This window comes from Gudongella oleilytica (assembly GCF_004101785.1).
Taxonomy (GTDB): domain Bacteria; phylum Bacillota; class Clostridia; order Tissierellales; family Tissierellaceae; genus Gudongella; species Gudongella oleilytica.
This window is the reverse complement of record NZ_CP035130.1, coordinates 100,284-121,718: the sequence shown is the minus strand read 5'-3', so window position 1 is coordinate 121,718 and position 21,435 is coordinate 100,284. Positions and strand designations below refer to the sequence as shown.

Here is a 21,435-nt window from a genome sequence, read left to right as displayed (position 1 = left end):
ATCCCCTTTCAAAATACTGATCTTTTTATTGTTTTACATCCTCATAACGTAAATCAAAATACTCTCTTGATATCTCAGGATATTGGAATTCAAAATCCGCTAATGCCCTATAGGCTGAACATAAAGTTCCTTCAGTTTTATGATATTTCTGATTAGCTTCACAAAATTGCCTGAAACTCATCTTTTTGAAGAATTGTGGCTGATTACACCACCTTGCAAGTTGAATATAAAGACTTCGATGCTTAGATTCTTTATATTTTTCATATCTCATAATATATGGTAGACAACCGTACTCCATGATTATTTTTATTCTTTCAAAAGTATCAATAATATCTTTTTCATCCTGGGAGTAATACGCAGTAAGAACATATAACTTTGTTGTTTTTTTGCATTGCTCTCTCCAGATTTTAAGCTTCTCAATTATAAGATTTCTATCGTCAATATTGTCAAATGCAAATATGTAGTCACCGCTGTATTTTAACTCAGACAGTATTTTAGCTTTTTCAGATGTCATAAGCCTTATATCTAGCCCTTGTCTAAACTGAAATGGTTTCTTGATACTTTCTAACTCATATAAGACTTCCTTCCACCCTTCAAAAGCTAAAATATTATCATCCCAAAGGTAAATCTTTTTCCTACTACTGTCTAAAAATTCTTCAATATAAGCATGTCTTACCGCTCTATCATATTTCTTGTTAACACAAAAATTACACTTTCTAAAGCAACCTCTTGTTAAAAATCCTATTGAATAATCAGTATAAGCATAAAATGATTTGATATTTTTACCTTTGCTAACTTGTAAATGAATATAATCATCATAAAGCGAATAATCAGGCATATGATGTTCAACCTCGTAAGGCAAACATTCTCCTCCATCCTCCGAGAAACCAGTACCGCCTTTTTTTAAATTTTCACGTAACAATACCTGATCCGGAACCTTCGTAAAATTGAATACCTTAGACATTAATAATTTGTCAAATGAGTCCAGGTCATCATTATAGTTTTTTATTAAATGTACATCATCTCCGGCTGCTTTATGGTACGCACTAAGTTTCATCAATGCAAGATTCGGGTGTTTGGTTCCATTATCCAATAAATCTGCATCTATTAACCCAATCTTCATTTTTATCCCTGCCTTTGGTCTGTTTTGCTTTGTTGTTTATGGTGTTTAAGATAAGTATAATTAAGCATTTTCAAATAATTCTTACATTAATTTAATAATACCATAGATGGTAAATATTTGAATCTATTTTCTTCGTTTTCTCTGATAATTCATGCATACCTTAGACTTTAATTTCAGTTGAGCAAAATACATGAATTACAAAATAAATAACCCCAAAAATCATCTTCTAATGACTTTTGGGGCTAATCTTGTTCTATACTTAAACCGAATCCATAATCGCTAATAAGCTTTGATAACTGTCTACATCATGATATTTTACTTCACTTGTAGAGATCTCATTAAATAATTTCTTCGCACATGAAATCTTAGTTTGCTCAATAGGCCTTAGTTGGAGACTGTCCATAGTGCCTTTAGTTTCTGCTATAAAGAAAATGTGTTTTACAGCTCCCTTTTTAAATGAGATCGCCCAGTCTGGTGAGTACTTGCCAACAGGGGTAGGAATATAAAAACCTCTAGGTCCTTTAGGAAGTTTTGCATAGACTATTACTTCATCAGCCACATCTAAATCTTCAGCAAATCGTCTTTCAACACTATCAGGTGAAGTGCCGTCCGTAAATACAAAGTCCTGGATTGAACGTTTTGCCTTAAAAGCTTTCGAATATTCATCAGATGTACGACTCATATTAAAAATGTCTTGTGAATATGGTTCTTCAGCACTAGGTATGTATGTTATATGTTCTATTACTACAGAAGCTTTTTGTTGGTTTATTATTCCAGATACTTTACTTATAAATTCTTCCGGGTTTTCTTGGAACATCCATAACTTCGGTTTTGATATCCCCATTAAAATCTTTGTAATGGTTTTCCTAGTTAAAGTCGTAGCTTCCGCTATCTTACCTATTAGATCATATTCAACTAGGCTCCCTTTTGATCTATCAAGCTTTTTAGTCTCTGAACGATTGATCTCAAACTCTGTTCCTGTTTGCTCACCTTTAGTCAGTACATACATCAACCTAGATACTCTCAAGTCAGTTTCGATAGCACTTGTAGATTTCTTAATCAGTTCTTCGCTATCAAAGTCAACAGTGTAAGCATATTTTTTGTTGATTTTCTCCCAAAGCTCGATGAAATCCTTCCAATTCTCATTTATTGGGTTTTCATGGACTTTTGTTTTATTCCCCTTGTCAATCATATCTTCAAGTACGTTAGGATCAAATATTGCTTGTACCAATTTATGAATGCCACTGCCAAGCGGTTCTAACTCTTTCTTAAGTGGTGCAAAACTGCCCACTTCTACTGCAGCTCGATAAATTTCCGTAATGGTGCCATTATCATCAACATAATCATTCCGTACAAGATAATTATATATCGCTGTAGCTTCAGCCGCCGTAATTGAATAAAGTTCATCCCCAACTAATACATTCTTATTTTCGAAATATTCAACACTAGCCTTTGTGGGTCTATCGTATAGATCAGCTTTAATTTCTTTTTGCAAGTCTGCGACAAAACAAGCATAGCTTTCGCTAGCAACAACTGTTAGGACATTTAATCCATGAACAAGTGATTCTCCACATTCATCTATATCTTGTCGATCTCCATTCTTATTTACACAAAGGCGTAATCCTCTTCCAACCTCTTGTCTTTTAGCTGTGACATTGTCAGAATGCTTTAATGTGCAAATCTGAAATACATTTGGATTATCCCATCCTTCTCGCAAAGCGGAATGTGAAAATATAAATCTTGTTGGCTCATCAAATGACAGCAACCGCTCCTTATTCTTAAGAATCAGGTCGTATGCACTAATATCATCAGAATATTCACTGCCACGTTTTACTTCACTATTTATTGCTCGTCCCTTCTTATCAATTGAAAAATATCCTCTGTGTGTTTCCTTAGTTTCAATGCTCCTCAAATAGCTTTGATATTCTGTTGGGAAGAAGGTTAGTTTCTCATTAAGAACAGCATTATACTCTTCTTCAAATATCCTACCGTACTCGCTTGTAGTTTCGTTACCATCTTCATCATATTGTCGATATTTTGATACTTCATCGATAAAAAATAGTGATAAACACTTTATTCCTTGGTCAAATAATTTCTCTTCTTTATCAAAATGAGATACGATTGTCTCACGGATTTGTATCCTTCGAATATCATCTTCATTCACATTCCCAGTCGCTTCACCAGGCTCTAAAGTTCCCCCGTTTGAAAAGGTAACAATAGACCTTATCGGATCAACTTCAACAATAGATAAACCTTTATACTCTTCCAAACCATTAGATGCAGTATATAGGCTATCACCTACTTCCAGCAATCTAGTCTCTCTACTAACCCCGTTAGCACGCCTAACTTCATATTCTAATCGAGCTCTTGGTGGTTTTTTTCGATCAATAACAATTTCTGCAAGATAAATATACCTGTTTGTACCGCTCAAATTCTTAAGGTCAAATCCCTTTACCTCAATTTTCTTAACTAGCTTTTTCTTAAAAGCGTCCAATGCATCAAGTACATAAATAAGGTTATGGGAAGTCTTATGAGTTGCAGAGAAATTTAGTGAAAACAAAGGATTAAAGTTCTTTTTTAATGCATTCTGTGTCGCAGCTCCACCCATCTTTTGAGGTTCATCTAAAATTATTATCGGCCGATTAGCCTTGATAACATCGATGGGTCTACGTGATCCGAATTCATCTCTTTTAGTATAGATGATACGAGCAGCCTCGTTTCCCTTTCTACCTTCGACACTTTTCTCTTCATTCATTGTAGTATTGAATGCCTGAGTATTAATTATCATTACATTAATCCCTGAGTTTTGAGAAAACTCATCTAGTTGATGTAGGTTTGAGGAGTTATATACAAAGAATCTGGCTTTAATACCATAAAGCTCCATAAAGTGTTCTTGAGTCATTTCAAAAGATTTCTTAACACCTTCACGAATGGCTATACTAGGGACTACAACAATATATTTACTCCAACCGTATGTTTTGTACAGCTCAAACATCGACTTAATATAAACGTATGTTTTACCAGTCCCAGTTTCCATTTCAACATCTAAAGAGACTATGCCCAATCCATCCTCAAGGGCTGATGAATTTTTTATGTTATTTGCGGTTTGGATAGCTCGAACATTTTTGAGTAACTGGTCTTTACTTAATTCAATTTCTGAATTGCGATATCCTACCTCATAATCTATGTCTTGCTCTTCAAAGGTCATCTGCGATTGCTTCTTTCCAATGTCTCGGCGATATTGTAAGTGGCCTTGCTTGGGTTGCCCCGAGAAAACTTTTACTATACTATTGGCAGCTTCAGATTGAAAGGGTTGTATTTTAAATTTAAATTTCATCTACAATACCCTCCTTATAGTGTGAGGACTATACGTGTTGAAAATTTGTTCAACATTGATTAGTGAACTATCATTTATAAAACTACTATCTCTAAATACGGCATAATATGGTTGTTTCTTTGCAATATCAGTAATCATAGTAGTATCAACTCTCTCAAAACAAGCAATTAAGTAATTATCGTTAACAGAAAACTCTTTGTTCTCTTGTTTGATTTTAGCTGAAAGTGGAATGCCGAGTTCTAGCATAACTTGAAATAGCAAGTCTTCATCTGTACGATCCGGTTTTATATTGTCCATAAAACCTTCCAAGTTAAAGCCCTGTTTTCCATACTCTTCTGGTGTATAATATACATCTTTCATATTGCTACTATCTAGCTTAAGAACTCGAAAACCTATGTCTAAGTTTTGGGCTATTAAACCAGCTTCTTCCTTAATCTTTATCCCCACTCGACGAATACGTTCTTTCCCTATTTCGCAAATGTTGCTGTATCCAGCTTTAAACGCTTCACTTTTTTCATCACAGAGTTCAGGTATTTGAACCATAATGAATTTGCGATTACCCCCATCTTCTGAATTTAATCTCATTATCGCATGGGCTGTCGTTGCTGAACCTGAGAAGAAATCAAGGAAAATTCCTTCTTTTTCTTCGATAGATTCTATGAGCAATTTTATCAATGAAGTTGGTTTTGGATTTGAAAAAAAGCTTTTCCCTTCAAAGATGTTTTCAAGTTCCACTCCACCGTCACTTTTTAAACTAACAATAGTTCTTAGTAGCATTTTGCCAACATCGCGTAAATATTTAATTGAACTTGGTTGAGTATTTTCATCTTTTGCAAACCAAATATTACCACAGATAAAACTTCCGTCATGTCTTTCAATAACATTTTCGTAGTCTAAATTGTTACTAAATGTTTGCTGATTCCATCTCCATCCACGATCAGGCTTCTTGGTCGGTTTTTTAGTTACGGGATGTAATACATCATAATTTGGTCCAAATGTATTGCTGTTGGGCCAACTCATGTTGATTTTTCCCCAAGGTTGGTAACTTTCATCTAATGAGTTATATAGAGTGATACCTCTATCATATCCTTTTTTATTGTATAGTTTCTTTAATTCTTCTTCTGCTTCAGGTATTGGTATGCTTTGTTTCTTCATTTTTTCAAGGAGCTCGGAAATTTCATCTAAACCATCTTTAGGCATCATAAATTGCCTATTTCTTTGTGATTGTTTTACATACACCAATATGTATTGGTGTATGTTTCCAAGTCCCTTATTATCATTTTTGGGTACACGAGTATTCCAAGTTATACAGTCTACAAAATTTGAAGAACCAAATACTTCATTACAAATCTTTTTTAGATTTTCGACTTCATTATCATCAATACTAATAAGCATCACACCATCATCCATCAACAAGTCCCTTGCCATGCGAAGTCTGGGATAAATCATATTTAACCAATCTGTATGAAATCGTCCATTACTATCGAAATTTGAAATTAAACGATTGCCTTGCTGATCAAATTGACCATCTCGGCGAAGAAATTCACCTGTTTCTTCTGCAAAATCATCTTCATATATGAAATCATTCCCAGTGTTATAAGGTGGATCAATATATATCATCTTTACTCTATTCAAATATGTCTCACGGAGCAACTTAAGTACATCAAGATTATCCCCTTCAATATAAAGATTTTCAGTAGTATCAAAATCAACACTTTCTTCACGACATGGTCGTAAAGTTGCTGCTAATGGTGAATTTGCCAGTAGCACTGATTTCTTCTTATCTGGCCAAGTAAATTGATATCTCTCTTCTTTTCCAGCAACAACATGGGTATTAATTTCCTGTGAAAGTACATCTGCATCTATTGATCTTTCAATTATTGCTTCCCCATTTTCATCATAACCTCTTATTGCCTCAGTCACTGCGTTTGGGAACATTTTTACAAGAGTAGAGAATTTCTCATTTGCTAAATTTTGAGTATGCATATTTAGTCTCTCATGTTTATTCATAATTACACTCCCTCTAATTGTTCTTTTAATTTATTGATCTCTTCTACTAGTTCCCATTTTCGTCTTGGTTGTTTTTCAATCATTGCTTTGTTTTCAAGAATTTCCAATTGCTTTCTAACTTTATCTCTAAGCTCATTCTGGATAATTATTTCGTCCAATTTCTTACCTTCTAAAAGTTCAATCCCAAAAATATCAGAGAATAGGTGATCCCAAGTTGATACTAAATCAAATCCTTTAAGTCTGAACTCCCATTTATCAACTGATCTACTATCGGATATATTGACTCTATTTGCTCTGTAAACAGCGAACTTAATCGTATTTTCATATTGCAAAGCAAATATCATTTTCTGATCAATAAGCTTTGATAAAAGCAATATATTCTTTTTATCGCAATCAACAGTCTTTAATTGAACCAAAACAATAAAAAAACTTGTAAGTTCATCACTTGCTGCTATACTAACAGTCTTAGGAGAAACCTCAGCAACAATTGTTATTCGATGGATCTGATCATCAAATAGATTATGATCTATTGAGCATGGTTTAAACTTCTTGAATATTGCACTTTTGGGTATTGACTTACTCATTTCAGTTGATTTTGGTAATCCAAACATACTAAAAATCTCACCTCACATTAATGAAGCATACTAACTCAAAGTCATCTAGTCCATCGATTGTATTTGCTGCAAATGAAATTTGTTTACCTGAAAGGAATCTATCAAGTATATCATCTTCATTGAGATCTACTATTGACTCCACTGCAAAATAAAGGAGGTCTGAATAATGCTTCATGTTTTTCCCGTCTTTTGTCTCAAGATTGAATTGCTTACAAAGGTCTAATATTGGTTCTGATTTCCCCTTGCAGATTTGTCTAAGTACATCTAATAATTTTTTAGGTTGCAAATGATCTATAAACACTCTTGAATCATCCTGTACATAGACCATATAAAATGGGTGTAGTTGATTCCTACTTTGATTGTCGATTTTAGTGTTATTATTCTTCAATACAAATATTGTTCCTTTAGGGGTTTCTTCATTACCATTTACAACTGCATGAAGACCAAATGGAACTTTATCTAGATTATCATGTTTTTTAACGTAGTCGAGAAGATCTAGTCTAAACTCATTCAGGCCTAAATCCATAATAGACACACCATTCTGCATGTCTTCAATATCGACAACTTCATTTTGTAGGCGTTCTAGTTGAGACTTTCTGTACTCAAGATCTCCTAATTCATCAGGGTCAATAGGATTATCATCACCAGTAGCAACCATTACTGATGCTTTCATACGAGTCTCCACTCTCCCTTTTAATTCGAGATACTTATCTAATCCAATATTTGGCCAAAAATTCACGAGCTGAATTGAATTATTATGGCTCCCAATGCGGTCAACCCGTCCAAATCTCTGAATAATTCTGACAGGATTCCAATGTATGTCATAATTAACGCAATAGTCACAGTCTTGTAAGTTTTGTCCTTCAGAAATACAGTCTGTTGCTATTAGGATATCAATCTCCATCGGATTATTTGGCATTAATAGTTCTTTATCTTTTGCTTTTGGTGAGAATAGTGTAAGTATTGTATTCATATCCGTACGTTGTAATTTGGCTGTAGTTCTACCTTCAGTTGTACCTGTTATCATAGCTGTATTAAGCCCAAATCTTTCTTTTATTACTGTACCTATCTGAGCATATAGATAATCTACAGTGTCAGAAAATGCTGAGAACACAATTACTTTCTTATTATTTTCATTAATAGGGTTTTGGATCTTAACAGAGATTAGATCAACTAATGATTGTAGTTTTGAATCATGTTCTGGTGTAATGTCCCTGATCATGGATGATAATAATTGTAATATCTCTGTATCATCAAATAGCTTATCTCTCCAGGTTATGTAATCCATATCGCCTAGATCTATGTCAATTTTCTTCGTATTATTTCCAAACAAAGTAGTGTTCCTATCATCACCATCAAAGTCTTCTTCCGAAATATCCTGTGCTTTTAAAATCCTATTATCACCATTTTCATACGCATCTATAGCCTCAATTGTTCCCTCAATAAGATTTAATACACGATCAAGTGTTATTCTAAATGATGCAACTGAGCTTTCGAGGCGCTTTAGTAGGTTTATTGACATCAACCTTCTTATCCCGATTTCTCGACCTGCTCTATCAATATTTAATTCAGAATTTATATACTTATATCTTTTACTTTCAAGCAAAAAATCTGTTGGAATATATACAGCAAGATTCAACTTCATTAGTAAATTATAAATCTCATCATAATCTATAGCACCAGCTAAGGTTGTCAATCTTGGACGCAGTGAGATGGGTTTCAGGCGATCAGGAAATTTACCTATAGCCTCAACATTATAATATTTAACTATGTGTTTCCTCGATCGAGCTATTGTAACGCTGTCAAGAATTGTAAAAAAATCAAAATCCAGCGAGCGCAGTAGACTTTCTGTAGTTCTTTCCTTCGGACCTAACTTGCTCCATCTATTGAAGGCAGTTTGTGCAACCCTAAATATAACATCAATCGGCTTTTCTATCTCTAGCTTTTCGCTTATTTGTGATGAATCCCCTTCATATGCAAGTTCGAGCTGATGTCTCAAATCAGAAAAACCATTATTTACCGGTGTTGCAGAGAGCATAAGAACTTTTGTTTTTACTCCTTGTCTAATTACTTTATTAAGGAGTGTAAGATACCTATTTTCTCGTTTTATATCTCCATTTCTTGAGTAATCACCACCATTACGAAAATTATGGCTTTCATCGATGACAATAAGATCGTAATTACTCCAGTTTAGCTTAGAGATATCTATACTCCCAGAGCGACCACTTTCACGAGATAAATCTGTATGATAGAGTACGTCATACCTTAGACGATCCGAAGCTATCGGATTGTTAAGGTAGTTTTCTTTAAATGTTAGCCAATTATCTCCTAGCTTCTTAGGGCATAGTACTAAAACATTACGATTTCTAAGCTCATAGTATTTTATAACAGCAAGAGCAGTAAATGTTTTCCCTAAACCAACACTATCTGCTAGAATACATCCATTATAATTTTCTAACTTATTGATAATAGCTAACACAGCATCTTGTTGGAAATCATATAGTTTTTTCCATATTTGGGTTTCTTTAAACCCTGTTGCTTCTTTGGGAAGTATATCATCATTTATATCCTCAAGAAATTCACTAAAGATATTGTATATTGCAATAAAGTATATAAATTCTGGAGAGTTTTCATTATAAGCTGCTGTAATATCTTCGATTACCTGTTCAGTAACGTCTTGAAGTATGTTTTTATCATTCCAAATCTGTTCGAACATCTTAATATACTCTTTGGATAACGGAGAATCTATCCGGTTGACCATGTTTATGATATTGTTCCCACGTTCACAACCTAAATCTGAAGTAGTGAATGAGTTAAATGGAGAATAAGTAATTGTCTCATCGTTTTTTACGACACTAAAGAACGTACCAATTGATCCACCGGTAGTATTTGAACGAAACTGGACTTTTTTTCTTATCCAATCTGCACACTCTCGAGCTACTACCTTTTGAGTCATTTCATTTCTCAACTTAACTTCAAACTCAGTACCGAATAATGAACGTTCTCGATTCAATCGAGGTATATAGAATTCTCTTTTTTCTCTCGGAATCTTCTCATTTAAAAAAGTTGGTGCAGTAAATATAAATCTCATTTCATCAATACTTTCCAATTGCTTCCTGAGAGCTTCATATGCATAAATCGAGAAGCATGCAGATGCAATTGCTAGCTTATCTCCCTTTGATACCGTTCGTTCTAAATCTTCCTTTACAGTTTTATTAATGTTATCGAGTATTTCCATAACTTCCCCCCGATTAAGAGTTGCGGAGTATCAATTATATCTATATATAATACTTATTCAGTCTTTACAAAATAAGCATGGGTTATTTCAAAGACTCTACGCGACTATTGGTTTAGTCTTCAATAGCTTCACTCTCAATATCATCAACAAGATCATATCCCAAGAAGTAATCCTCAATAAAATTCCATCTATCGTTATCTGATTTAAGATCAACAAAAAATTTTCTTAGAATCTTGGTTGAATTCTCGTGTCTTTTCTTGACAGCTTGAAGTATTTCATTACGATAATTAAAGTTCTCCGATGTCAGCCTTCTTACCTTTAGGGGATCATTTAGACGTACAAAAATCTCAGGGCTCTCCCCACCGAGAATTTCATAGCTTGCGAGGTCAAATATCTCAAGTAGGTATAAGCCTCTGAAAAGATCGAAATCCTTTTTGTTTGACTTTGGATAAAATAGATTAAGGTGATCATCATCTGTATCCAATCTGCGAATAATATCGCTTTTATATATTATATCTCTTTTTACCATGTTGTAGGTTCTATTAATGATTCTGTACTTGTTAAAGCTGCTATTAAACTCTATCGCTCTTTGAATGAATTTCCCTTGATCCGTAATTGGAGAAATAAGATCTATATAAGATGATGCTATAGAATGTGCCTTCTCTCTGTTGTTATAGATCTGATTTATATCTGAAGCAAATTCCTGTACTGTAAACATCTTCCCTGAATCTTTGTAGTTATCTAATATCCTATTTATTTTATCAATCTCTAGGGCTAATTGGTTTTTAAGATCTTTTATTTTTAGACCATTCTTTGTCTGAATTCCTATCTTATACCTTAGGTGAATATTTTTCGAGTAATTAAATTTTAGTTCGTCAGATTTACTGAAAACATGGTACTTAAAGCTTGCAAAGCTCATTTCTGGAAAATGGTCTTCCCAAAGCTTTCTAAGATTGAAAAGATATATGTCCCCAAAATCAGTTACAGTACAAGCCCCCTCCTTGTGATTGTTCCTGCCGTTCTGGATTCTATCGAAATACATCCCATATTTACTATCTCGAATTTCTTGGTCTACATCCTTATCTAATACAACAAAGGCTTTCGAAAACATGCTCTTTGGCCTTGAAATGAGCACCGGGAATCCGTAGCTTTGTTCAAGGTCCTTTTCTAACATTAGAAGCACTGTTTTAATTTTCCTCTCCAAGTCATCTGGACCACTTTTGCTGTCTTTTGAGAAGATATAGGAGAAATCATTTGGTGTTACCAAGAAATTTTGCTTCTCCCTCTTTGAATATACATTGTATAGCTTTTTTAGTACTGCCTTTGCCTGGTACTGCTTAATTGAGCTCATACCAAAGAGCATATTTACAAATTTAAAATCTTTAGTCATGAAGTCTATACATGCAGTTCCTTTTATTGATTCATCCCTTGCAGCCCTTCCGATTTCTTGAACGTAATCATTTAGATTCCCAGTCGGTGCGTAATGATATACTACCTCTATGTTACTAATATCTATTCCCATACCGAATGCCTTTGTTGCTAACATTATGGGCTTCTCGCCACCGGAGAAGTCCTTCTCCGAAATATCTTTTTGAGTCTTGTGCAAACGTCCAGTATATACCGTAAACTTGTCCTTTATTGCTGAGAAATGCTTATCATAACTAATGGATTCAGCGATCGATGCATAAGGGAAATATGAAATTACCTTTTTATTTTCACTTAGATATTCATTAAACCTAGAAAGCATTTTTTCTATTTTATCATTCTCGTATTGTTCCTTGCTTTTCGGATTTAGATCAACATTAATATCAAAGTTTATGTCGTCTCGCTTCACTCTTCCTAGGTATTTTATTGTAGACTTCATATTTAAGCTTTCTATTGTTTCATCATACATGTCGTCATTTCCACCATATACAGCAGTTGCCGTGAAGGTTACGATTGGGAATATTTGGTTTTTTGAACGTACTCTAGAGAGGTACTTGCCTAAATACCAATAGTCTGGCCTAAAGCCCTTACCCCAAGTCGTGACAATATGAGCCTCATCTATAATGAAAAGGCCTATTTCTCTATCACCTATGAAGTTCTCGATCGTATATGATAGCAAAGTTTCTGGCGAGAGGTAGAGAATATCTATCTCCTTAGATCTTATCTTTTGTAGCACATTTTCTTTTTCAATAAAGTTCAACTCTGAATTTATATAGGCTGCATTTTCAATATTATTCTTGTGAAGATTCTTGATTTGATCCTTCATAAGAGCTATTAAAGGAGAGATGATTATCGTTAGCTTGTCATATTCATTGGCAAGATAAAGAGCAGATAATTGGAATATAATTGATTTCCCAGCACCTGTTGGAGCTGTAATAAAAACATCCTGGAAGTTCTCCTTATTAAAGGCTCTCTCTGCTTGGTTCACAATGTCTTCAATAATCTGGCCTTGGGAAACGGATATAACATCTTTGTTCTCATCTGGATTCTGATATACCTGAAGCTCTTTAAATGAGCTGTATCCCCAAATATCCTCGAGGTATTCATCAAAATCTTTCCTGTAAGTCTTAGCTGAGACAGTATCACTAACGATCATAAATTTTATATCATTGAATTTATTAACCAGTGCATTGAAGTTTTGTTGAAGGTATTTATTGAAATATAGTTGATCATTTATTTTTATACCAACTGACTTGAATACTTGGCTATTGAGGCTTTCAACAATTCTAAGATAACTCTCAATTTCAGAGTTTATCTCAAATATAATCTCTGTACTTACGTTAGTGGTTTTTTCTAGCTTTCTAAGAACATCATCCTCTAAACTCTCTGGGTATTCAATTGTCCTTATGTTATCCAGTACTCTTTCTTGATTTTTATATGAAATATAGTATTTACCATCTATGTATTTAATGTTTCCATAAAATCTAAGTAAATTAGATAATTCTTCATCTATTTCAAATTCCTCAGAGGAAGTATTAAAATAGCTATAAGCTAGATCAAGTAAAGTACTCATTCCTTCATCTATTAGATTTACTGGATAGTAGTCAGGATAGACCAGATTCTTAAGGATTATTATTTCGACCTGTGCTAATCTAATGAACTCCTCTCCGAGTTCTTGAATTAGTACAAATTCCTCGTAGGTCGCAAATTTGAAGCCTGTAAACACAAGCAATCGACTCATTAGTTCTCTTTTGTAATCATCATTAAGTATCCGAATATCAATCTTATCGTCCAGTGAATTGTTAATTAGTGGTTCTTGATCAAATTCCTCAATAAAAGATCTTTCAAATCCCTTAAGAACGTATAGTTTTTTATCCATCGTTTCACTCCTTCTGATCAAATAAGTAGAGAACTAATGACTAAAATAGCTTATATTTACAGTATAACAAACTTGTCTGAATTTTCCATCCTATTTCCACAGCATTTATAATTTACTCTACTTCCCGAATTTTTCATTCAAGCCATGCCTTATTACTTGCTCTTCTTGAATATGTTTTAGGTTTGGGTATCTAAATACCAGAATGATATTTCAGATCGGATGTGAACCCATGAAAAAACAAACTAAAAAGCTCCTCCTCCTAATTATTGCGTCTTTTCTACTGGTTATTTTAAGCTTTGCCGTCAACTTCTACATCCAGCTCTCCGGGAACCCTATAGAAGGCTGGCAGGAAAAAAGAGCTCTGTTGAAGCTGTATGAAGAGAAGTATGGTGAGGATTTCAAGGTAACATATACAAGCTATGATTATAAGCGGCATGAGTTTTCATTTACCATGCATCCCGAATCAGACTCTGAATGGAGCTTCAGGACCACACTCTATGAGACTGAACGTAATGACGCTTATGGTGAACTTAGAGCGAGAAGGTTTCTAAGTGATCTGGTAATGGAAGCTCTTGGTTCAGACTATGATTACCTGGACTACAAGATGAATGTATTTGAAGAATATGATTCGCCTGGCCTTCTTGAGGGTGATCTTAATAAGAGATTAGCCTTGAATCATTATAAGATCGACTTTAGCTGGGATGTTGAGAAGACAGATCCGGTTGAAACAGACCCTGTATTCATGGATATAGTTGAAAGAATTGAAGAGAAACTTACCTTCCCCATAGGAGGTATTGTTATAAGGGTTGGGGTATTTGATGGAGAGGATTACCATCATAATCAAGTGGTGTTGCCTAACTGATTTTGCTTTGATAAAATGAGAGAAAATAAACGAATTTTTAATGTGATTTTAATGTTACTTAAATTGTGTTTGAATCTTCCACTACTATAATAAAGACATAGAAAATAGTAGGAGGTGTGTATAATGGTAACTTTACAACAAGTAGAAGAACTAAGAAGGTATGCCGATATTACATTCAACGAGGCCAAGGAAGCCTTGGAGGAAACTAACGGCGACATTCTGGAGGCGATCATAAATCTTGAGAAGAAGGGGAGAATAGAACCTCCCAAGGGCGGTGGGTATTATAGCACAAAGGATGCCGGGGAGACTGGGGAACAAAAGAGCTCTGAGGCTAAGGCGGGTACAGAGTCAACTCAGAAGACTTCATCCTCGTTCTCTGATTTAGTAAACAGGTTCACCACATTTGTGGGCAAGCTGTTCCATAAGGGGAACAGAAACATATTCGAGGTTTCAAAGAACGGGCAGAGCACCATGACATTGCCGGTAACTGTGCTTGTAATATTGCTTCTATTTACATTCTGGTTCACAGTTCCTTTGATGATTATCGGATTGTTCTTCGGATATAAGTATTCCTTCTCTGGACCGGAGCTTGGCAAGGAAGAAGTAAATCGTACTATGGATCAGGTATCTGACGTAGTAGACAACCTAAAAAAAGAATTCAGTGGTGAGAACAAAAATGACTAAGATCCTAATAGTTGAGGATGAAGAAAAACTGGCTAGGTTTGTAGAGCTGGAGCTTCAGTACGAGGGCTATGAAGTGGAAAAGGCATATGATGGAAGGGCTGGAATTGACATGGTCAAGGCCAGCCCCTTCGACCTTGTTCTTCTTGATATAATGCTTCCGGGATTAAACGGAATTGAGGTTCTAAGGCGTATCAGGCAGACATCAGATATACCTGTTATACTTCTTACTGCCAGGGATGCTGTGGTAGACAAGGTAACTGGTCTTGACAGCGGTGCGGATGATTACATCACGAAGCCATTTGCCATTGAAGAGCTTCTGGCAAGGATCAGGGCTTTATTGAGGAAGAAAGAACCCGGCAGCCAGGCTCAGACAAAGGATATAATGGTGTATAAAGAGCTTAGTCTTGATACTAAGAAGAGAGAGGTACATGTTAAGGGTACAGTGGTTCCATTGACAAAGAAGGAGTTTGATCTCCTAGAGCTTCTTATGGAGAACAGGAACATAGTGTTGTCCAGGGAAACCATACTTGATAAGATCTGGGGCTACGACTTTTCAGGGGGAACCAATGCGGTTGATGTGTATATAAGGTATTTAAGGGCAAAGCTTGAGGAGCCCTTTGGAACAAAAATCTTCTCGACTGTAAGAGGAGTGGGGTATGCAATCAAAGATGAGGACCAATAAGGATAAAGGCAAGGAAAGCTTTTCAAACAGAATAAGATCTTCGCTTGTACTAAAACTCAATCTGGAAATGGTGAGAAGGTTATTGTCTGGATTTATGGCAGTTAATACCCTCGTATTTCTGATGGGGTTTTTTGTTGTTTTATGGAGAGCAGAGGTCATTATTGAGGATTCGTACAACGTCCTGGCTGCTTCGGGCTTTAATGAGGGATCGGTACACTACCCTATGCTTGATTTTGAGGTTATGACAGTAGCCCCTGAAGAGGGAACTACGCTTCATAGGGACATCCAGGAACTTCTACCCTTCCATATAAAGGATGCAGAAAGGGATGTTTTTACGGGAGCTATGGAACTTCCTGCTCCCCTTAGGGAGAGGATCGAGAATATCAGGTACTCCGTTGGCTTTGAGAAAGACTTCTCATATTACAGGTTCGTATATAATATTGGTCCTGAGGTGTATGGACTATTACAAATTCTTTTTATTCTCCTTATTGCGGAGTCGCTCATGCTTATTAAGCACACGGTAAAGGGCCATAGAGTCGTAAGGGAGACCTTGAAGCCTCTTGCAGATCTTGCTGAGACCACAAGGACTCTTCAGACGATGAAGCCCTATGATGAGAAGTACCTTAAGGCAATTGCAGGGGAATTAAGCAGCATCGATGTCAACAGGCTGGACAAGGGGATATCTGTGGACAGCTCCCAGAATGAATTGAAGGATCTTACCTATGCAATCAATGGTATGCTGAACAGGATAAACCAGTCCTACCAATCACAGGTCAGGTTCGTATCTGATGCGTCCCATGAGCTAAGGACTCCCATTGCAGTTATTCAAGGGTATGTAAATCTTTTGGACCGGTGGGGCAAAAACGATGAAAAAACAAGGCAGGAATCTATAGATGCGATAAAAAGCGAAATAGGTAATATGAAGGATCTGGTTGAGAAGCTTCTTTTTCTTGCAAGGGGAGATAATGAGACGATCCAGCTTAATATGGAGAGATTCGATACCAGCGAGATAGTGGATGAAATAGTAAGAGAGGCTCAAATGATAGATGAGAGTCACCTGTTTAAGACTGAGCTTAGTTCTCCTGCATTTATTGAGGCAGACAGGCAGTTGTTTAAGCAGAGCATCAGGATACTGGTTGATAACGCCATCAAGTATTCCCAAGAAGGCAAGGAAATTGCCCTTAGGGTAACCAAGGGCAATGGTAAGGTCGTTATTGTCGTTCAGGATACAGGGATTGGTATACCGCCAGATGACTTACCTCATATATTTGACAGGTTCTACCGCTCGGATGAGTCCCGGGCCAGAAAAAGCGGCGGGTCAGGCTTGGGGCTTGCAATTGCTAAGTGGATCATTGAAAGGCATGGAGCCTTCTTTGAGATCCACAGCAGGGTCAACATTGGAACAAGGATATCGATCGTGTTCCCTGAGGCTTTAATTTAGTACGTTTCTTTCCCAGAAGACTCCGTCTACATACCCTTGGATGTAGTCGTCATTATCTGCCATCTCCAGTCTTTGCTCTGTCCAAATACAATACTGTTCATTAAGCTCGATACCAAGGTAGTGTCTGTCGAGTTTCTTAGCCGTAACACTTGTGGTGCCTGATCCTAAAAATGGGTCAAATACTACATCTCCAGGATTTGAGCTGGCTAGCATGATTTTGGCCACGAGCTTCTCGGATTTCTGCGTAGGGTGAGCTGTATTTTCAGGCATGGACCAAAATGGTATGGTGATATCATCCCAGAAATTGGAGGGGCATGTATCTCTGTAGTTTCCATTTTCTGTTTCAGTCCAATCCTTAGGCTTCCCGTCTACTCTGTATGGAGCTATTACTTTTTTTCTTATTTTTACAGCATCCAGGTTGAAGGTGTAGTTGTTTGATTTTGTCGCAAACCAAATGTCCTCAAGGCCGTTCTTCCAGTTGGCCTTTGCACCTCTTCCCTTTTCTCTTTGCCATGTTATCCTGTTTCTGACTATAAGGTATTCCTGAAGTATGCGGCCTATGATAAGGCTCGTTTCCCAGTCGCAGCAAACATAAATAGATCCGTCATCCTTTAGGAGTGGGATAGCTTTGGAAAGCCACTGCCTAGTATAATCCTCATATTCCGACTCCTTTTTCCTGGAGAACTGTGTTCCGTGGAATGACTTTGTGAGGTTATAAGGGGGATCTGCTATGATAAGATCTATACTCTTTACTGGAAGCAGTTCCATTACATCAAAGGAGTTCCCGATAATGGTTTTATCCAGGATTGAATTTATGTCATCGATTGGTTTTTCTATTGCAATGCATCTATCCAGATATTTTTTGCCTTCATCTATACTAGTATCTATAGTTTTATTTCTTCCAGCTTTTATCTTAGCCACTTAATCAGCTCCCTGTAAGAATTATACTTCTTGTCCTTGATTATAGCATATAAGAGACCCCGGCTTCAATTTAGAAGCCAGGGTCTAGTTATATCTATGTTATTTTTTCAGTATTCTTCCAGGGCGGTTTTCTGTTACCTGTCCCTTTTCGATTACCATTTCACCGTTTACTATTACATACTCTATTCCCTCAGGGAACTGGTTTGGATCAGTGTAGTCGCCCTTGTCGATTATCTTATCGAAATCGAATAGAACTACGTCTGCTGCCATTCCTTCCTTAAGAAGACCTCTGTCCTTAAGTCCAAGTACCTGAGCTGATTTACCTGTCATTTTGTAAATAGCAGTCTCAAGAGTGAAGGCTTTTTCATCTCTTACATATTTTCCAAGGACCCTTGGGAATGCTCCGAATAGTCTTGGGTGAGGTTTCCCTCCCATGATGCCGTCTGTGCACACGTTTTGCTCGGGTCTGCTCATGATAAGCTTCACGTGCTCCTCAGTTCCGTAGAAGTCAACAAGTCCTACTATGTTTTCTTCCTCAAGGATTACATCGAATATTGCATCCAATGGCTCCTTGCCCTTGATCTGACCTACTTCAACAAGGCTCTTGCCTACTACATCCTGGTTTTTATCTGAGCCTACGAAGGTGACGAATATTCCGTCAAGGCCTGCGAAGTCCACAAAGTTGTCCCAGCCAGGGATACCCTTTCGTATGTCTTCCTTCATCTTTTCTCTAAGATCAGCGTCCTGCAGTCTTTCAAGAAGTCTGTCGGTTCCGCCGTCATGTACCCATGGTGGAAGGATAACACTCATCATTGTGCTTCCTGCTACGTATGGGTATTGGTCGAAGGATACTGTCATTCCTTCTGCCTTTGCTCTGTCAAGTCTGTCGAGGACCTTGGGGAACTTGTCCCAGTTATTCTTTCCACACACCTTGAAGTGTGAGAAGTGGACCTTGCAACCTGATTCCTTGCCTATGGTTAGTATCTCCTCCATTGAATCGAGGATAGAATCTGCCTCACTTCTCTGATGAGTCACAAATAGTGCGTCCTTGTCGTGAAGGACCTTTCCAAGCTCGATGAACTCGTCTATATCTGCATAGCAGCAAGGAGGATAGATCATTCCTGTCGACATTCCAAATGCACCTTCATCTATGGCCTTTGCAAGGTTTGCCTGCATCAGCTTCATTTCTTCTTCAGTGGGCTTTCTGTTGTCAAGACCCATGGAGACCATTCTAACGTTTCCGTGTGGTGCAAGGTATGCAATATTTGGTCCAAGTGGAAGCTTTTCGATTACCTCAAGATAATCTGCAACACTTCTCCAGCTCCACTCTACGTCGTACTCGCCCTCAAGTCCCTTCATAGCCTTTTTCCAGGGTGACAGGGTAGCTTCGTTTACAGGAGCCGGTCCCATACCATCCTGAGCAACAAGCTCAGTTGTTATTCCCTGCTTTATCTTTGGACTTAGTAGTGAGTCCTTGAATACTAGCATGCTTGAGTGGCTGTGGGTATCTATGAAGCCAGGAGCAACTACCATTCCCTTGGCGTCTACTACTTTCGCGCCATCTGCTACAAGGTCTGTTCCAATCTTTTCTATCTTCTCACCGTCTATCAGCAGGTCGGCTAGGTAGCTTTCTTTTCCGCTGCCGTCTACTATCAAACCGTTTTTAATAAGTATTTTCATCTTTTCACCCCTGTAATTTTTGTGTGAAATAATCGATTTATTTCTCTGTGAACTCGATCATTGGAAGAGGCTTGACTCCCATCTTCTTGTCAATAGCTGAAACAAGGAATATTACTATGAATGCTACTAATCCTCCAGGTACCATTGCGTTTAGTCCGTAAGGAGTCTTAAGTGCGTAGATCCAGTAAGCTGCAACAGCAGTTCCTGCAAATATCGAGTAGAAGCCTGCTCTCTTGGTAACGTTCTTGTAGAATATGCCGCATATGAATGCTGCGAATGGTCCTGCACTTCTAAGAGCGAATGCACCCATCATTACGCTGATGATGTTTGATGCTGTTATTGCTATTATTAGGCCAACACCACCTACGATAACCATTGCTATTCTTGATATCCAGACTTCCTTAGCGTCGTCCTTTACGCCTTTGTTGATGTATGGTCTGAAGATGTCGTTTGTAAACATGGTTGCTGTACCGATCATGTTTCCTGATGCACTACTCATGGTTGCCGCAACTACTGCTGCAAGGACGATCCCTGCTATTATTGCAGGTGCAAAGGTGATAGTCGCCTGTGCCAATGCGTTCTTTTGTGGTCCGTCTACTCCAAATCCGTCGATGCAAACATATGCTACTAGACCGATCATTGCAGGTACTATTGCGTATGCTGCTGATACTAATCCTGCTATTATTGAACCAAGCTTTGCTGATGCTCCGTCCTTAGCTGAACAATAGGTTTGAACTATCTCTTGTCCGGTTGGGAAGGTCATGAAGTACATGGCTATGTAGCCTATTATTGTTGGTAGTCCTATCTTTGTCATGCTTACAAGGTTCATGTTGTTGCCGGATGCGTCGCTCATTGCCCTTGCCTTCTCAAAAAGTGCTGAGAAGCCTCCAACTGCTTCGTTATTTACTATGATAAACATTGCTATGGTCATACCTACTGTAATAAACATTACGTGCATAAGGTTGGCTGCAGTTACTGACTTGTAGCCTCCGCCCATTGTATAAAGAATTACTACGATTGCCGTTATTATTGCCGCTATGTTGAACTCAAAACCTGTAAGCACATTGATTATTGATGCCGTAGCGATTATTTGAGCTCCTGTTGCCATGAAAAGCGCTGTTATCGATGTTATTGCTGTTATTATGTGTGAGCCTTTTCCGTATCTTTTGCTTATGATCTCAGGTACTGTACTTGCTGAGGATCTTCTAAAGTAGGGTGCAATAAAGGATACTAACACGAAACCGATACCTGCCGCTATTACATACCAGCTTGCTGATAATCCGTATTTAAGTACGTTTGTAGCAATACCTGTCGTACTTGCTCCACCGGTATTGGCAGCAAAAAGTGTTCCTGCCAAAACCAAGGGTCCAAGTGATCTGCTGGCCATTAGGAAATCCTCGTTGCTTTGCTTTTCTTTTTTATTCTTCTTTCTGTTTGAAGCGTATAGACCGATCACAACTGTTGCAGCCATGTAAATTAGGATAATGATCAATGCCGTTATTTGAGTGCTGTTCATTATTTGTCCTCCTGTAGTCTGTA

13 protein-coding genes are annotated in these 21,435 nt (G+C 37.2%); 4 read left to right on the top strand and 9 right to left on the bottom strand.

Features of this window, described 5'->3' with window-relative positions; all coding sequences use genetic code 11:
* Positions 1–25: 25 nt before the first annotated feature.
* The 6 genes from EC328_RS00565 to EC328_RS00540 form a co-directional block, all read right to left on the bottom strand.
* On the bottom strand, positions 26–1,123 hold the full coding sequence (locus EC328_RS00565) for a radical SAM protein (protein WP_128424990.1): 1,098 nt from the start codon (positions 1,121–1,123) through the stop codon (positions 26–28).
* A 259-nt stretch (positions 1,124–1,382) separates the two neighbouring features.
* A complete protein-coding gene (locus EC328_RS00560; protein ID WP_128424989.1) occupies positions 1,383–4,460 on the bottom strand; it encodes a type III restriction-modification system endonuclease in 3,078 nt (1,025 codons plus the stop codon).
* Positions 4,461–6,470 carry a site-specific DNA-methyltransferase gene (locus EC328_RS00555; protein ID WP_206363876.1) on the bottom strand — a complete coding sequence of 670 codons (2,010 nt, stop codon included), beginning with the start codon at positions 6,468–6,470 and terminating at the stop codon, positions 4,461–4,463.
* Between the two features lie 2 nt (positions 6,471–6,472).
* A complete protein-coding gene (locus EC328_RS00550) occupies positions 6,473–7,081 on the bottom strand; it encodes a DUF4391 domain-containing protein (RefSeq protein WP_128424988.1) in 609 nt (202 codons plus the stop codon).
* A 10-nt stretch (positions 7,082–7,091) separates the two neighbouring features.
* The gene (locus EC328_RS00545) at positions 7,092–10,322 is read right to left on the bottom strand and encodes a helicase-related protein (protein ID WP_128424987.1); all 3,231 of its coding nucleotides are present in this window, start codon (positions 10,320–10,322) and stop codon (positions 7,092–7,094) included.
* A gap of 112 nt (positions 10,323–10,434) precedes the next feature.
* Entirely contained in the window at positions 10,435–13,626 is a 3,192-nt protein-coding gene (locus EC328_RS00540; RefSeq protein ID WP_128424986.1) for a DEAD/DEAH box helicase, read from the bottom strand.
* Between the two features lie 229 nt (positions 13,627–13,855).
* Here EC328_RS00540 and EC328_RS00535 point away from each other — a divergent pair, with 229 nt between their 5' ends.
* The 4 genes from EC328_RS00535 (at position 13,856) to EC328_RS00520 (ending at position 17,295) form a co-directional block, all read left to right on the top strand.
* The gene (locus EC328_RS00535) at positions 13,856–14,488 is read left to right on the top strand and encodes a YfjL-like protein (protein WP_128424985.1); all 633 of its coding nucleotides are present in this window, start codon (positions 13,856–13,858) and stop codon (positions 14,486–14,488) included.
* A 123-nt stretch (positions 14,489–14,611) separates the two neighbouring features.
* Positions 14,612–15,172, top strand: a complete 561-nt coding sequence (locus EC328_RS00530) for a DUF4342 domain-containing protein (RefSeq protein WP_128424984.1) — start codon at positions 14,612–14,614, stop codon at positions 15,170–15,172.
* The gene (locus EC328_RS00525; RefSeq protein WP_128424983.1) at positions 15,165–15,854 is read left to right on the top strand and encodes a response regulator transcription factor; all 690 of its coding nucleotides are present in this window, start codon (positions 15,165–15,167) and stop codon (positions 15,852–15,854) included. Before EC328_RS00530 ends, EC328_RS00525 begins: the two co-directional genes overlap by 8 nt.
* The gene (locus tag EC328_RS00520) at positions 15,829–17,295 is read left to right on the top strand and encodes a sensor histidine kinase (RefSeq protein WP_240671497.1); all 1,467 of its coding nucleotides are present in this window, start codon (positions 15,829–15,831) and stop codon (positions 17,293–17,295) included. Before EC328_RS00525 ends, EC328_RS00520 begins: the two co-directional genes overlap by 26 nt.
* Here the strand turns inward: EC328_RS00520 and EC328_RS00515 are convergent.
* The 3 genes from EC328_RS00515 to EC328_RS00505 form a co-directional block, all read right to left on the bottom strand.
* Positions 17,287–18,216, bottom strand: a complete 930-nt coding sequence (locus EC328_RS00515) for a DNA-methyltransferase (protein WP_128424982.1) — start codon at positions 18,214–18,216, stop codon at positions 17,287–17,289. The genes EC328_RS00520 and EC328_RS00515 overlap by 9 nt on opposite strands.
* 99 nt (positions 18,217–18,315) lie before the next feature.
* Complete coding sequence (locus EC328_RS00510) at positions 18,316–19,896, bottom strand: N-acyl-D-amino-acid deacylase family protein (RefSeq protein WP_128424981.1); 1,581 nt, start codon at positions 19,894–19,896, stop codon at positions 18,316–18,318.
* A gap of 37 nt (positions 19,897–19,933) precedes the next feature.
* Positions 19,934–21,412: a sodium:solute symporter family protein gene (locus EC328_RS00505; RefSeq protein WP_128424980.1), complete on the bottom strand. Its 1,479-nt coding sequence runs from the start codon at positions 21,410–21,412 to the stop codon at positions 19,934–19,936.
* Positions 21,413–21,435: the final 23 nt, after the last annotated feature.